The 14,219-nt window shown below is 46.4% G+C and carries 14 protein-coding genes and 3 pseudogenes; 5 read left to right on the plus strand and 12 right to left on the minus strand.

Annotation, left to right across the window (positions count from 1 at the left end; genetic code table 11):
* Window positions 1-256 precede the first annotated feature (256 nt).
* The 3 genes and pseudogenes from H567_RS29610 to H567_RS28600 all read left to right on the plus strand — a co-directional run.
* A pseudogene (locus H567_RS29610) lies at window positions 257-597 on the plus strand (IS1380 family transposase); the annotation flags it as partial.
* A gap of 306 nt (window positions 598-903) precedes the next feature.
* Window positions 904-1,395: a response regulator gene (locus H567_RS0113500; RefSeq protein WP_028321806.1), complete on the plus strand. Its 492-nt coding sequence runs from the start codon at window positions 904-906 to the stop codon at window positions 1,393-1,395.
* A gap of 178 nt (window positions 1,396-1,573) precedes the next feature.
* Window positions 1,574-1,715, plus strand: a pseudogene (locus H567_RS28600) (transposase); the annotation flags it as partial.
* Window positions 1,716-1,807: 92 nt separating this feature from the next.
* Here the strand turns inward: H567_RS28600 and H567_RS0113505 are convergent.
* Window positions 1,808-3,250: a sigma-54 interaction domain-containing protein gene (locus H567_RS0113505; RefSeq protein WP_035254492.1), complete on the minus strand. Its 1,443-nt coding sequence runs from the start codon at window positions 3,248-3,250 to the stop codon at window positions 1,808-1,810.
* Window positions 3,251-3,470: 220 nt separating this feature from the next.
* Complete coding sequence (locus tag H567_RS24920; RefSeq protein ID WP_084517293.1) at window positions 3,471-4,190, minus strand: DDE-type integrase/transposase/recombinase; 720 nt, start codon at window positions 4,188-4,190, stop codon at window positions 3,471-3,473.
* A 357-nt stretch (window positions 4,191-4,547) separates the two neighbouring features.
* Here H567_RS24920 and tnpB point away from each other — a divergent pair, with 357 nt between their 5' ends.
* Entirely contained in the window at window positions 4,548-5,183 is a 636-nt protein-coding gene (tnpB, locus tag H567_RS27275; protein ID WP_051184850.1) for an IS66 family insertion sequence element accessory protein TnpB, read from the plus strand.
* Between the two features lie 39 nt (window positions 5,184-5,222).
* The gene (locus H567_RS0113520) at window positions 5,223-5,669 is read left to right on the plus strand and encodes an IS66 family transposase (RefSeq protein ID WP_028321809.1); all 447 of its coding nucleotides are present in this window, start codon (window positions 5,223-5,225) and stop codon (window positions 5,667-5,669) included.
* Here the strand turns inward: H567_RS0113520 and H567_RS30110 are convergent.
* The 10 genes and pseudogenes from H567_RS30110 to H567_RS0113570 form a co-directional block, all read right to left on the minus strand.
* Window positions 5,614-5,829, minus strand: a complete 216-nt coding sequence (locus H567_RS30110; protein ID WP_084517297.1) for an IS66 family transposase — start codon at window positions 5,827-5,829, stop codon at window positions 5,614-5,616. The two genes, H567_RS0113520 and H567_RS30110, sit on opposite strands and share 56 nt — an antisense overlap.
* 202 nt (window positions 5,830-6,031) lie before the next feature.
* The gene (locus tag H567_RS27285; RefSeq protein WP_028321811.1) at window positions 6,032-6,490 is read right to left on the minus strand and encodes a DUF6444 domain-containing protein; all 459 of its coding nucleotides are present in this window, start codon (window positions 6,488-6,490) and stop codon (window positions 6,032-6,034) included.
* Window positions 6,483-7,037, minus strand: a pseudogene (locus H567_RS27290) (Druantia anti-phage system protein DruA); the annotation flags it as partial. The pseudogene H567_RS27290 and the gene H567_RS27285, both read right to left, overlap by 8 nt.
* 419 nt (window positions 7,038-7,456) lie before the next feature.
* Window positions 7,457-8,044: a nitroreductase family protein gene (locus tag H567_RS24935; RefSeq protein WP_035254494.1), complete on the minus strand. Its 588-nt coding sequence runs from the start codon at window positions 8,042-8,044 to the stop codon at window positions 7,457-7,459.
* 216 nt (window positions 8,045-8,260) lie between these two features.
* A complete protein-coding gene (locus tag H567_RS0113545; RefSeq protein ID WP_051184854.1) occupies window positions 8,261-9,043 on the minus strand; it encodes an enoyl-CoA hydratase/isomerase family protein in 783 nt (260 codons plus the stop codon).
* Window positions 9,044-9,125: 82 nt separating this feature from the next.
* Window positions 9,126-10,775, minus strand: a complete 1,650-nt coding sequence (locus tag H567_RS0113550; protein ID WP_035254495.1) for a class I adenylate-forming enzyme family protein — start codon at window positions 10,773-10,775, stop codon at window positions 9,126-9,128.
* A gap of 29 nt (window positions 10,776-10,804) precedes the next feature.
* A complete protein-coding gene (locus H567_RS0113555; RefSeq protein ID WP_208598383.1) occupies window positions 10,805-11,572 on the minus strand; it encodes an ABC transporter ATP-binding protein in 768 nt (255 codons plus the stop codon).
* A complete protein-coding gene (locus H567_RS0113560) occupies window positions 11,572-12,333 on the minus strand; it encodes an ABC transporter ATP-binding protein (RefSeq protein ID WP_028321816.1) in 762 nt (253 codons plus the stop codon). The genes H567_RS0113555 and H567_RS0113560 overlap by 1 nt, the downstream gene beginning before the upstream one ends.
* 4 nt (window positions 12,334-12,337) lie before the next feature.
* Window positions 12,338-13,351, minus strand: coding sequence for a branched-chain amino acid ABC transporter permease (locus tag H567_RS0113565; RefSeq protein ID WP_028321817.1), 1,014 nt, complete (start codon window positions 13,349-13,351; stop codon window positions 12,338-12,340).
* Window positions 13,351-14,217, minus strand: coding sequence for a branched-chain amino acid ABC transporter permease (locus H567_RS0113570; RefSeq protein WP_028321818.1), 867 nt, complete (start codon window positions 14,215-14,217; stop codon window positions 13,351-13,353). The genes H567_RS0113565 and H567_RS0113570 overlap by 1 nt, the downstream gene beginning before the upstream one ends.
* Window positions 14,218-14,219: the final 2 nt, after the last annotated feature.

The following is a 14,219-nucleotide window of genomic DNA, read 5'->3' on the forward strand; positions in this document are numbered from 1 at the left end:
CAACTATTACAGCGACCTGCCAGGCAAAGCACGGAAGGCATTTCCTCTTGCCAAAGGCGTCAGCGGAATCGGACTGGACGACGTCGTGCGCAGCTATGTCGGCATGCTCTCTCTTGGTCAAAGCGATTATGAAGCCGTAACCAATAAGAAAGACGACACCTATTTCAAGCAGTCCCTGGGTATTCGTAAAGTACCTTCGGCTGAAACGTTACGCCAACGCCTGGATGATGTTGCCGTGGGTCTGCGGCCTTTGGTGGAGCACGCCACCAGCGAGCAGTTCCACAGTGAGATCAAATCCGACATGGACATGGAGCGCCTTGCCATCGGGCAAGTTCGCCACCAATGCCCTGATCTTGACTATGGCCGGTCTGGCCTACAACATCCTGCGTTTCATCGGGCAGTTGGGCCTCGTCGGAGACCGGTCGCCCTTACGCCATCCGGCCAAAAGGCGCCGCATCAAAACGGTCATTCAGGAACAGATGTATCTGGCGGCACGCTTGGTCAGAACCGGCCAGCGTTTAAAAATCGTCTTCAGGCGACATTGTCTCGGCTTTTGAAGCCTTCGGGGCTGTGTACAACCGCCTGGCATGCGGCTAGATCAGCAAACCAGGAAGTTTCATCAACCAAGATAGGTTATCTTAGGGTGAATTATGCCTAAAAAATTCCATAAAACATAATTGCTAAGCAAAGAGCATCAAAGAAGGACTCGAATAGTGAGTGTAGAAGGTTCAGAACACTCACATCTACCGGCGGGCAGACTAATATTAGGCTTATGAGTCTGGAACCGGGCGACTGTTTACTGGAGTCTCACGGATCCAGGTTTTTATTACAAACGAGGTGGTTTTGCAAGAATTTAATCGCGGAGTAAATTTAAAATCACTCTTTGCTTAATGGGGTACAACTATGGACAGTGATATACTAAAAGGAAAATTAATTCTAGTTGTGGATGACGAGCAAGATGTAGTTGATACTGTCACGGAGATTTTAAGTGATTGCATTGTACATCAGGCGAGTGATTTTGACAGCGGGATTCAGTATATTTTAAGTTACACATATGATGTAGTAGTTCTTGATATCATGGGGGTAAATGGCTTCGAACTTTTGAAGGCTGCGGTCAAAAGAGGTTTTCCTACAGTAATGCTCACCGCTCATGCTATTACACCTGAAGCACTAAAAAAATCCATGAAGCTTGGTGCGGTCACCTTTCTTCCGAAGGAAATGCTGCCGAATTTGAAAGAATTTCTTGAAGATATTGTTCTTGGAGGAGGGAAGCAAGCATGGAGAAAGCTATTCGACAAATTCGAATCGTATCTTAACAAGCATTTCGGCCCAGATTGGAAATTAAAGGACCGATATTTTTCTGAATTCATTGAATCTCTTAGTAAAAACCAGTAAGTAATCCGAGTAAACCCCGGCTTTGCCGGGGAGACACACAAAGTTTGACAATTCCGAAAATATACGAAAGCCTCCCCGATTCTGAACCGCTCAAAGATCACTTTCAAAAAGGCTCTCGATGAACAATGTTCAAATCTTAAACCATACGGCATGGGATTGCAAGTATCACCTGGTTTGAATTCTGAAGTACCAAAAAAAATCTTTACGGGGAGTTGTGGGAACATTTGGGAGATGTGCTGCGTGAATTGGCATTGCACAAGGAGAGCAAAATCCACGGAGGATATCTGCGAGGCGACCATGTTCACATGCTAATATCCATTTAACCAAAATATGCTGTCTCCTAAATCGTCGGTTATCTGATTAGGAGAGAAAAACATGAGCAGCACTCTTTTAAGTCAATAACATTGATTTTTTATTCATCATTAGACCGTTTTTCAAAATTAATCTTATATGTTTTTATCTTTCTATAAAGCCCAGTCCGGTGAATTCCAATCATATCTGCTGCTTTAGACACGCTGTAGTCTGTCTTTATCAAAAGTTCTTCAATAGCTCTACGCTCTGCTTCTCGACACACGTTCCGAAGAAAATTTTTGTCAATAGGAACTTTGCTAAAATTACTTTGCTGAAACTCGGGAAGATCATTCGCCTTGATAACATCGGATTCCTTAACAGATATGGCGGCAAGCTCTATAATATTTTTCAGTTCACGTACGTTTCCCGGCCAATCGTAGGCCATAAGTTTATTCACCGCACACCTGCTTATCGCTCGTTTTTTCACACACTGTTTCTCTGATATTTTGTTAAGAAAATAGTCTACATACATAGGAATATCTTCCTTTCTTTCCCGTAACGGAGCTATAAAAATTTTTATAACGTTTAAACGATAATAAAGGTCCTCTCGCATTTTGCCCTCATCAACCATGCTGTTTATATCTCTGTTTGTAGCTGCGATTAGCCTAAAATCAATGTTTTTCGATTCTTTTCCACCAACACGCTCCACCTCTTTCTCTTGGATCACCCGCAATAGCTTGGACTGCATTTCCAAAGGCATCTCGCATATCTCGTCAAGAAATATGGTCCCGTTATGAGCCAACTCAAATTTTCCAAGTTTTCCGTCCCTCAGCGCACCTGTAAACGCCCCCGGTTCGTAACCAAATAATTCCGCCTCGAATAAGTCTTTTGGAATAGCAGCACAATTCACCCGAACAAAATTCTCATTCAGTCTGGCGCTTTTGTGGTGGATACTGTGTGCAAAAAGCTCCTTGCCCGTTCCGCTTTCCCCCACAATTAAAACAGGCAATGATGTATTCGCGGCTTTTACAGAAAGGTTTTTTGCATCATGCAAAACTCTGCTATCTCCGATGATATCTTTAAATGTGTACTTAGAAGAAAAAGCGTTATCTAATCTTCTTTTATACTGGCCTACTTTTTCTTCAAGATCGAAAATCTTTTTTTTCAATTTTTCCAGTTCTTCCAGTTTATCGAAGAGAGCGATACCCACTGCCCCAATAATCTTTTGGTTTTCTTTGATTGCAATCTTATTAATTATTGTCAATCGCTTTGAAGATCTATAAATTTGACCAATAATTGATTCACCGGTCTGCAAAACATAATCAAAACCATGTCTACAATCTTGGGGCACTTTCTTCCCTATAACTTCTTCCTTGGTGACCCTAAATATTTCCAGATATTTCTTATTAGCGTATTCAACAATTCCTTCTTTGTTGACAACAAAGAGAGCACCCAATGCGTTTTCAAATATGTTCTGGAATTTTTCTTTTAACAAATTCATTTCTGTTGCGGACTCGAAATCCTGTAAATCCGAGCCTCTGGAATCTCTGTCTAAAGATGTCATCAGAAATTACCTCCGGAATGGACTTACCATCGATAAAGCTTGTCCGAATAGAATGATAGGGATACCATTTTCGCCGGCCGGGCGTTCGCAGGGCGTTTCCAACCTGGGATTCAAACACACCCGAACCCGCATGACTAACGGAATCGGCTCATCAAGTCATGCTGTTGCTAGGCAAAATCAGTACCGGTGGGTCTCAAGGTTGTTGTGACCTGAGCCGTCTTTAGGCGGCGGCTAATAATTCATGTTGGCCTTCAGTATTTTTGCGCGGGTTGAGCCTTACAACTTGGAACGGTTGCCAGTCGCGGGTTGGAACTGACCAGCGATTTGGACAGCGCTGGAGTGCAGCCTGGTAGAGTGCGTGCCTTTTAGCCAGGATCTGTGGCTCCCGGTCATAATGACTATCATCAGGGGTAACGAACTTGATGGATCTGTGTAGTTGCTCACTATTGTGCCAGGTGACGAAAGCGTCGACCCAGGTTTGCACCTCCTGGATTTTAGCAAAAGGTCGAGATGGATACTCGGGCCGATACTTCATGGTCCCGAAAAGGGCTTTAGAATACGGGTTGTCATCGCGGACGTTTGGCCTTGAGAAGGAAGGGACAACCCCCGGCTTTTGCAGAGTAGCCAGGATGGAGGATCCTTTCATGGGGCCGCCGTTGTGGGAGTGAAGCATCGGGCCTTCAGGGTCCACATGATGACTGGCACAAGCAGCGATAAAGAGCCTTGCACCGTGGTCCATGGACTCTTCCTCGAACACGGTGGCGGCGATAATTATGCGGCTCCACACGTCGACGATCATGTACAGAAGGAAAAACATGCCGCGCACGGCCAAACGCATATAGGAGATATCCCAAGACCATACCAGGTCTGGTCCAGTAGCCACATGCTCTTTAGGCCGGCTTGAGACAGATGCCGTTGCGCGACTTTCATGGGCGAGCATTCGGTTTTCCCGCAGTATTCTAAAAAACTTGATTCGGAGGCCACATAAACACCCGCATCAGCGAGTTTGGGAATAATCTGTTTCGGCGACAAATCGCGAAAAGGTTTGCTATTGGCAATCTCGAGCACTTCCTGGCGTTCCTTTTTACTGAGGGCTTGCGAGGGGACACTATGAGGTCCTCTGCGTTGATTCTGACCACCACCCTGAGTGCGACAACGGAGTAACCGTCAGACCAAACCACGTTGTTCGCTTCCTCACATGCAGATATGCTCTCTCTTCAAGGTGGCGCATATGCCGTCGGGAGGACAGGCCCATGGAAGAGAGGCAAAGACAAATGAGAGCAGATCGAGTTTTGTATTGGACCACCTGATCAGGGCGCAGGCTGCCAGTGGCTTGAGCATCAAGGCATTCCGCGCCGAGCAGAAGCTCAGTCTCCACCAGTTCTATAAATGGAACCAACGTCTTCGAAAGGAAGCCCGCAGCCAGCTTCCTGCCAGCGGATTCATTGAGCTGGTTCCTTCAGCCAATGAGCCCGCAAGTCCCATCCGCATCCGCATAACGGACCAGATCTGGATTGAAGTGAGCGAGGGATTCCATCCCCCGACGCTCCTTTCCGTGATCCAGACCGTTTGCAGAGCGGAGAACCTTCCGTGCTTGCCCCTGAGCGCCATTACCCACATCTATCTCTACCGTTCACCCTGCGATATGCGCCGGTCCTTCGACGGGCTTTGCGGCCTCATCCGCTCAGAACTTCGGGCCGATCCGCTTTCCGGTTCCCTTTTTGTCTTCTGCAACCGCCGCCGCAACATGGTCAAGATCCTGTACTTCGAGGGAGAGGGCCTGGCCATCTGGATGAAGAGCCTTGAACAGGGCTTCTTCCGGCCTCCGGATGCGTGCGCCGCCAACGGGCGGATCGACCGCCGGCAACTGATGCTTCTGCTGGAGGGCGTGGTGCCGAAAAAAGTCAACAAACGTTATATTACACAAAGATAATTATCTGAAAATGCGTTTTTTTATTTTAAATATCGCTGCATGGTATCGAGCCTCCACGAAGCCATCGCGCTCATCCAAGAAAAGGACCTCCAGATCCAGAAACTGACCAAACAGCTCCGTTCTAGGGATCTGTCCCTGCGCACGCTCCAGAACCAGGTCGAACAGCTTCTGCGCCGGGTCTATGGGCGCCGCTCGGAGAAGATGCACCCCGATCAGCTGATGTTCGGCTCCCTGCTGATGGAGACCGCTGGACAGCCCGCGACCATCGAACCTCTGGCTGAGGTTCCCCCGAGCACCGCACCGCGCAAGCCGAAGGCCTCCAAGCACAACCACCCGGGCCGCCTGCCCATCCCCGAGCACCTCAAAAGGGTCGAGATCGTTCTGGATATCCCTGAAGAAGAGAAGTGCTGCCCGCAAACGGGCAAGCCCCTCAAGGAGATCGGCTGCGAGGTCTCGCAGAAACTGGAGTACCGGCCCAGTCCTTGATGAATGCTTCGAAGGCTTCCTTCGAGCGGTTGGAATGGATCATGAAGAAAGCCACTGCCGGCCCCGCCATGACCCACAGCCATTGCAGGAGAACGTTGAGGCGGTGGCTGGTCTCGTCGATGTGGTTGACGGGGGCCTGTCCGGCTGCCTGGCCGATCATTTCGTAGTGGGGTTAGATCGCGGCACAAGCCCGATCGATGATCTTCTGGACGGCGCTCAGGCTGATACGGAATCGAAGCACCGAAGCGCAGAAGATTTGAATCGTTGATCGGCTGTCAGCCTCCGGTACCTGACATCTCGGCGATCATGGCTGAAAGCCTGGAACCGCAGCCTCTCCGATGTTCTTCGGGGACGGTGGCCTTTTACATCTTGCCGCAGACCGGGCATCTGCCTCGGTCTAGCTCGAAGTGGATAACCTCGAGTTCAATCGGCGGCAGTTCGATTACTTGGTGCGTATAATTCGGCTCCGTTTCGGGGAACTCGCGGTTGCCGCAGGTGCAGATTTCCGGAGGGATGACTCGGGTTTCCTTCGGCGCGAGCATCTCCTGCCGGTGCCCCGGATGGCTCAGTTTCCGTCGATCGGTGCCTTTATTTTTCTTCCCGGATTTTTTCTTTTTGAAGGGGGATTCCGAGGACGGCGGCTGATTCGAGTTGGAGGAATCCTTATTCAGACGCGCTTCGAGTTGTTCGATCCGTTTTCTGAGCTCGCGGTTTTCCTCCACAAGAGCGAGGATGATCTGGATGAGCACGGAGCGCGGCACATCCTGCAGCCCCTCTTCGGTTAAGGCGATTCCTTCGGGAAAAAGAGGCGTTTCAGCCATGGAGCGCCTCCCGGAAACGCTTGCCAAGCGGGTAGAGGTAGACCGCCTTGACCGGTTCCATGCAGCGGTTATAGCGGTCGTAGCCTCCACGCCCCTTGGTCAGTCCTGTATAGAGCCAGTTGGCTGCCCGGTAGCAGGTGCCCTGGAACCGGGTGATGTCAACGAAGGTTTCGAGCAGAGCAACGGGATGGCGGTAAAACGCCTGCCAGTCCGCGGGGAGCATCCGGATGTTGGCGCTCAGGAGCTTCGAGGCCAAGTGCTCCACCGAAACCCAGTTCAGAATCAGGAACCGGACGTTATTGACGATCTTGTAGAGGTTCGCTTCCCTGGTACGGGGCTGCCAACCGATGAACCGGTCGCGGCACTCCACCTTCCAGGCCGCTGAGCCCCAGCCGAGGCAAGCCACCAGGTGTCCATCCAGGCAGGCCTGGTACTTCAAGTATGCACCGACGATTCGGGGGCGCCCCAGGTAATGGTACTTGTCGACCAGGTGATCCCACAGGCCTTCATCCGGGGTGCGCCCGACCATCTCGATTTTCAAAGAGCCAAACTCGGAGACCGTTCAGTGAATCTCCGAGGCATCGTAGCTATAGCTGCGTCGAACAGCCTTACGGGGCTTCCAATGATTCGTTGTGGACAAAGGCGGAGGGAGGTTCACGAGCTTTTTTCCTTCGAGCTTGAGCAGCAGCGCACGGCAGGCCATCCTTTTGAGTTGCCCGTTCGGCTGCCGCCAGTCCCAGTGCTCACACAGCACTAAAGAAATGGCGGTTCGACCGCCTACCCAATGCCGGGAGATGGTATCGCGGAAAAACGAGAGATCTTCCTCTCTGATCTGGTGTCCACGAATTTGATACAGGGTCTCTGCAAAGGTGCTGTTCCCTCCTGGGAAAGCACCCTAGCAAAATTGAGCCGCGGACGACAGGGGAAAATGCACCCCTATGAACGGATACCAATAAAAGAGAGGCGCTATGCTGAGAAATTACTGCTTCCAAATCTATTTGCATAGATTTTAGGAACTCTCCGAGGAACCCTCCTAATTTCGCCAGCAGTTTTCCCAATAGGAAGTGCACCTGCTATAATAAATTTGGCTGGGATATTTAAAATATCTCGCAAAGAATCGGGCCTGAAAAAGGTGAACCAAAGCGCTCCAAGGCCCTTTTCAGCACAAGCGAGCAATATATTCTGAATGCATGCAGAGGCAGCTTGTATTGCCCCGAACTCTTGGCCAAAAAAACTCCCTAATCCGCCGCGTTCTGGATTCACAATAACAACAACAATTACCGCTGCATCTTCAAGAAAACCTGTCTCATATTTTCCGGCCCATGCAGGACCGCCTTTCCTGATGACCTCTGCTTTAGCCTCTTCAGCTATTTCACGGATGCGGCTTTTAATTGCGAAATCATCGATGATAATAAATTCCCAAGGTTGAAGGTTAAGCGGGCTTGGCGCCCATCGACCGCAATCAAGAATTTCATTAATAAGACTAAAGGAAAGGCTGCAGTTTATGAATGCACGAGAACTTCTCCTCATCTGTACTAATTCATGAAATTCCATATTAGAAATCCTCGACTATTAGTTTTACTCGTTTTTACAAAGCAGCAAAAAATGGTAATCTTTATGAAAGAGTGTCAAAATAAATTTATAAATTTCAAAAAACAATCAGAAATAGAAATTTTCTTGAAAGTCATAAAAGATGACTTGTCGAAATTTTTACATCTTTAAACGGGAGCATTTAACTTTGCGAAATGTAGATAACGGCAGGGAAAACCGTTATTTTCCTGAAAAGATAGGCCCCCTTTTTGCGTGAAATGCAGATATACCTTCTTTTACATCAGCAGTCCGCATGCAAATTTCTTGTCCATGAACCTCGTGTTCAAGTCCTGACCTTACAGCCTCATATCCCGCATGCAGAGCCTTTTTCGCAAGACCGATTGCAACACTTGGTCCTGAGGCGAGTCGTGCAGCTGTTGAGTAAGTCTTAGCCACAAAATCATCTTCAGATAAAACTCTGTCAACAAGCCCGATTCGCTCAGCATATTCAGCGTCTACCATATCACCAAAGAAAATCATCTCCTTAGCTTTACTCAAACCGATCAAACGCGGCAGGCGTTGTGTCCCACCAAGATCGGGAATAATCCCAACCTTGACGTAGTGTTCGCTCAATTTCGCGTGTGACACGGCTAACCGCAGATCACACGCCAACGCAAGATCAAGTCCCCCGCCAAGCGCATATCCATTAATAGCAGCGATAACAGGTTTATCCATTTCTTCAACCATCGTTACAACACGCTGCAGGTATCGAAGTGTTTCTTTAAACCGCTCAGAAGTCAGGGTCAAAAGATAGGATACTAGTTCAAAATCGGCACCTGAAGAAAAGGCTTTTCCTTTACCGGTTATAACAACTGCGCGCACATCCTTATCCATCACGATATCTTTTTGAGCGGATTCTAATTCTTCAAACATTTCCAAATTCATAGCATTCATCGCTTCCGGTCTATTGAGAATAATGGTTGCGATTGAATCAGCTTTTTGCAGAATAATATTTCTGTACAAAATCCCCTCCAATGCCACAAAAAAATCACAAAATATCAGTTTTAATTAAAATTGTCTTTCTTAAAAAGCAATATATATTCAATCAGTCTTTCCTTTTTCCTTGTCGTCTGCGCTCTTCTTCCCTTACTTCGCGCCTTAGCAATTTGCCAACTTTTGATTTAGGAAGCATATCTCTAAATTCGATAAATTGGGGAATTTTATATGAAGCAAGTCTTTCACGGCACCACTTGATAAGGTCATTAGCACCGACACCTCTAATATCTTCTTTAGTGACAACGATAGCTTTAATACGTTCGCCGACTTTCTTGTCAGGTACGCCTATAACGCATGCGCCAATAACAGCATCATGATCTAGTAAAACAGCCTCAATCTCAGATGCTGAAACTCTGTAACCCTTGTGCTTAATGAAATCCGCCTTTCGATCAACATAGAATAATCCACCATCCTTATCCATCTGCACATAATCAGCCATCCTATACCATTTTTTTCCATTTAACGTAACAAATGCTTGATCAGTCTCCAAGGGGTTCATCCAATAGTCCATAAGAAAAGGAGAGCTGACAAGCAGTTCTCCGGTATCGCCTGTAGATACAGGTTCTAGTGTATCTTCCTCTACTATTAACACTTCTCGTGAAGGAAATGGTCTACCTAAACTCCTGGCAGTGGGCTCCTTGTCCATATCAGTTAAAGAAAGTCCGCCGGTTTCCGTTGATCCATACACCTGGTAAATCGGATACCCTGTTAATGCTTTAAAGCGTTTAAAAACCTCTTCCGGCAACACATCACCGCCGCTCCACATATACTTTAAGGATGAAAGATTATACATACCTAATCGATCATTCTCTAATATCATTCTGTAAAGAGCAGGTGCCCCAAGAAACAAAGTTCCATGATATCTTTCGATAGCTTTTAAAATTGCATCAACTACAGGCGAAGGCATTATAACAGTGGGATTTCCTATTGTTATTGCGATGCCAGCAAACATCATTTGGGCCATAATATGGAAAAGGGGATTTACTAAAATAAAAACATCGCTACCTTCGGAGACATAATTATCAGTGACATTATACATATCTTTGATAAAGGATACCATACCACTATGAGTTCCCGGGACACCTTTAGGTCGCCCAGTCGTTCCACCGGTATACAAAATATATGCTAAATGACTTTTAGGGTCAATTGGTACTTTTGGGACTCTAGGAGAGTACTTATTAAGCAAATCTTTAAAAAAATAGATCTGATGAGTTTTAATAACGGTTCCATGAGGAATTCGGTCGAAAAGTCTTCCGGGTAATCGCTTCCACCATGGGAGCATATCTCCGAGATTAGTGACGATGACTCTTTTTAAGGGGGTTCCTTCGAAAACTTTTGATACATATCCAAAGTTCGTATCTTGGCAGATGATAGTTTGAGCCTCAGAATGATTGAGCTGGTAGGATATCTCGTACGGTGTGTAAATTGGCGAGGTTGGTACGACCACCCCGCCAATTTTTTGGATTGCATAATACGCTATTACCCATTGAATTGAGTTGCCCAGATAGAGCATTACTTTATCGTTATCCCTTACACCTAACGAATGAAGGGCCGCGGCGAACCGATAGATCAGTTCCTGCAAATCTGAATAACTGAACTTTTCACCGAGATAAACAAGAGCCGTGCTTCTTGGTTGGTTTTTAACCAGTCTTTCTAAACTGGTAATGACCTCTTCGTCTACTGATTGAACGCCCCTCATATTGGCCCCTAATTTTTCCGAAATGAATTTTACATCCCGCCAAAATACGCATCCATTACATCTGGATTTTTTTTGAAATCATCTTTCGTACCTTCAAAGATGATGCCACCGTTTTCCAGAACATAACAATAATCAACAACTGGGACTATCGGTTTTGCGTACTGCTCAGAAATCAGCATCGTCAGTCCTAGTTCTTCATTGATCTCTTTAACGGCCTTGGCGAGTCTCTTTTCCACAAGTGGAGCAAGTCCAAGTAAAGGCTCATCAAGAAGCAGGAGCCTAGGTTGAGCCATAAGCGCACGACCGATTGCAAGCATTTGTTGCTCCCCGCCGCTCAAAAAGCCTCCGCCTCTGTTTTTGAGTCTGTCCAATTCAGGAAATATATTAAAGACATAATGCATGGTTTTTTTAGATTGCTTTTTAGTTGCTTGGTAGCCGCCTATCTTAAGGTTTTCCAGCGTGCTGCTTTCAGCAAATATCCTCCTTCTTTCTGGGCATAAAATAATCCCCAGTTTTGCTCTCTTGCTTGGTTCCAGATTTATAATCTGGTCACCGTCAAATGATATTTCTCCGTGCCATGTGATCCTCTCACCACCCTTCATTTTTTCCTGCTTTTGGTAATATGCAATAATCCCTGAGATAGCGAGCATCAAAGTGGTCTTACCGGCACTATTCGATCCAAATGCTCCAGAGATCAAACCTTGGCTACACTTCAGACTCAAATTTTTGATTGCCAGAGCATTCTCGTAGAATACCATCAGATCAGTTATTTGCAGCAGGGCCGAGTTCTCAGACATCACTCCTCCCATTCTTCACCAAGATAGGCCTTCCTTACCTGCGGTTCCACCATAACTTCACCAGGAACACCCTCTGCGATTTTTCGGCCGAAATTAAGGACTAGTATTCTATCAGCCACTTGAAAAAGCTCCTTGAGTCGATGTTCAATCATAATCAAGGTCATACCATCCATCTGTAATCGTTCTATCAAGGGTATCATACTCACAATCTCTGCCATACTCAGACCCGAAAAAACCTCGTCACATATAATCAAATTAGGATACATGGCCAAGCATCTAGCAAGCTCTAGCCGTTTTAAATATCCTAGAGGCAAGGAGCCCGCTAATTTATATGGCACATAGGCATCCCGCTCGAATCCGACCTCCTCCAAAAGATCAATCGCAACGGCATCCCTGTCACCAAGCTTCCCCTCTGGACTTTGCCGGGCCCTTGGGGAATAAAGCGTAGGAATGAGATTTTTATATGCGGGAAGGCTATGGAACGGTCTCATAACCTGAAAAGTTCTTGCCAAACCAGCCGCAGCGACTTTATGAGCTGACCACTTGCTAATATTTTTACCGTCAAAAAGCACTTCGCCCGAGTCCTTTTTTAAAAATCCGCTAATCAAATTTGCCAGGGTTGTTTTCCCTGATCCATTCGGTCCAATAATGCCAAGAATCTCACCCTTGCGCATTTGGAAGCTAATATCACTCACTGCCTGGATACCACCGAACGATTTAGATACTCCTGAGACCTTCAGAAAAATATCGTGTTTTTCCATAGTATCAGACCTTTACTAAAAACTCAAATTGCTCATATTTCTTGCGCGCCCAGTTTAATAGCCCTTCGCTCCAGAACAAAATAAAGAAGATAATAACTATGGAATAGAATAATATGCGCAATCCTGAAAATACTCTCATCAGCTCGGAAACTGGAACCAATATAATTGCCCCAATTACCGGGCCTGCAATTGTACCGGGTCCGCCGATTATCATTGCAGCCAAAGGAAATATAGAAAAATCCATGGCCAGCAACGAAAGACCAACCCAACCATATAGATGGGAAAGATATGCGCCTGCAAAACAGCCCATCAGGGCTGTTATAAACACCACAATTGCCTTGTAATAAGTGATATTCATACCGGATGCCCTGATGGTCTGATCATTATCCTTGAGGCCTCTAAAAACTAATCCAATATCCTCGTTCACCAGCCTCCTAAGTGCAAATATGCAGAAAAGCAATACCACTACTATCAAATACTGACTGAACCAGATGTTAGGGAGAATCGATAGCCCGGCTATACCCTCAGTTCCGCCGAAGGCTCCGGTTGCTGCTATGATCCTTTCAGACATTAATGGGTACATAAAACTGATGACAGCAAAATATACACCTCTAAGTGGAAGCGTCGGAAGAAAGGCAAGAGTGCAAAAGAGAGCTCCAAGGAGGGTTGCAACCGGAATAGAAACCATTAGCGGAACGTTAAAAGCCGCATTGAGCATGCCCGAAAAATATCCACCAGTTCCAACGAAGAATGCCATGCCAAGGCAATTGAGGCCGGTATAGCTGGCCATAAAATCAAGAGCAACCGCCAACAACGCATATATTCCAAAAAGGCATACCACTCTTTGCCAGTATAGACCGGGCACCAGGATTGGTAGGAGTAGCAGCCCGAAAATGAGACCTAATCTTGGTGCTGCCAGAAAGGCTAGCTCTTGGATGGATGAAACCGCATAAATTGAATCGGAGCGTACCTTGACACCACGATCAATCCTCTTTTTACGCTCAATTGTTTCCCCCATTATACACGCTCCTCTAGTTGCTTCTGGGTGCCGAAAAGTCCTGAGGGTTTTAAAATAAGAATCAGAATAATTGCAGCCATTGCTACTACCATCTGATAGTGTGGAGCTAGATATCTGACGGTCAAAATTTGGGCGTAGCCAAGTACAAAAGCTGCGATCACTGCTCCCAACCAGCTTCCTAGCCCTCCGACAATGCACACTGCCAAGGCAAAAATCAAAACTTCGTACCCCGTCTCGACAGCTATGGCTCCAAGAGGAATAATGACAGATGCCGCGATACCAACCAATAAGGAGCCAATCCCTAACGCAATTGTTGCAGAATGGTCGATATTTATGCCCAGCATAAGGGCCGCAGGCTCATCTTGAGCAATTGCTCTAAGGCCAAGCCCAATCCTAGTGAATCGAGTAAATGCCCATATACCAAATACTAATATTATTCCCGTAATAACGATAACAATACGCTGCCAATCGACCGGAACGCCGTAAATAATGACGACTCCTTCAATAAACTTGGGAAGAGAATATTGGGGTCCTCGAAATCCTGCCAATCGGAATACCTCTAAGATGGCCATTCCTATAGCAAAGGAAGCCATGACTTCAGAAAAAGGCATTCCCCTGACCCTTTTCAGTACAAGCTGGAATATAAGGACACCGACAATCATTGTTGCTATTAATGCAATCAGAATTGCCACTAAATAGTTGGAACCAAGGTTATGTACTAATAGCCAAGTTATGCATGCAGAAAAAATGTATAGTGCGCCGTGTGCAAAATTTGGAACACGACTTACCCCATATGCAACTGCAAAACCGATTGCAATTAAGGTGAGGGTAATGCTATTTATGAAGCCATAAATTATGAGATCCATTT

Origin of the sequence: Desulfatiglans anilini DSM 4660, assembly GCF_000422285.1 — a bacterium.
GTDB lineage: Bacteria > Desulfobacterota > DSM-4660 > Desulfatiglandales > Desulfatiglandaceae > Desulfatiglans > Desulfatiglans anilini.

Excerpts from the sequence above, each read along its gene's own strand:
- H567_RS0113500 (WP_028321806.1), top strand. The coding sequence starts at position 904 with ATGGACAGTGATATACTAAAAGGAAAATTAATTCTAGTTGTGGATGAC.
- H567_RS0113505 (WP_035254492.1), bottom strand. The coding sequence starts at position 3,250 with ATGACATCTTTAGACAGAGATTCCAGAGGCTCGGATTTACAGGATTTC.
- H567_RS24920 (WP_084517293.1), bottom strand. The coding sequence starts at position 4,190 with ATGCTCGCCCATGAAAGTCGCGCAACGGCATCTGTCTCAAGCCGGCCT.
- H567_RS0113520 (WP_028321809.1), top strand. The coding sequence starts at position 5,223 with ATGGTATCGAGCCTCCACGAAGCCATCGCGCTCATCCAAGAAAAGGAC.
- H567_RS30110 (WP_084517297.1), bottom strand. The coding sequence starts at position 5,829 with ATGATCGGCCAGGCAGCCGGACAGGCCCCCGTCAACCACATCGACGAG.
- H567_RS27285 (WP_028321811.1), bottom strand. The coding sequence starts at position 6,490 with ATGGCTGAAACGCCTCTTTTTCCCGAAGGAATCGCCTTAACCGAAGAG.
- H567_RS24935 (WP_035254494.1), bottom strand. The coding sequence starts at position 8,044 with ATGGAATTTCATGAATTAGTACAGATGAGGAGAAGTTCTCGTGCATTC.
- H567_RS0113550 (WP_035254495.1), bottom strand. The coding sequence starts at position 10,775 with ATGAGGGGCGTTCAATCAGTAGACGAAGAGGTCATTACCAGTTTAGAA.
- H567_RS0113555 (WP_208598383.1), bottom strand. The coding sequence starts at position 11,572 with ATGTCTGAGAACTCGGCCCTGCTGCAAATAACTGATCTGATGGTATTC.
- H567_RS0113560 (WP_028321816.1), bottom strand. The coding sequence starts at position 12,333 with ATGGAAAAACACGATATTTTTCTGAAGGTCTCAGGAGTATCTAAATCG.
- H567_RS0113565 (WP_028321817.1), bottom strand. The coding sequence starts at position 13,351 with ATGGGGGAAACAATTGAGCGTAAAAAGAGGATTGATCGTGGTGTCAAG.
- H567_RS0113570 (WP_028321818.1), bottom strand. The coding sequence starts at position 14,217 with ATGGATCTCATAATTTATGGCTTCATAAATAGCATTACCCTCACCTTA.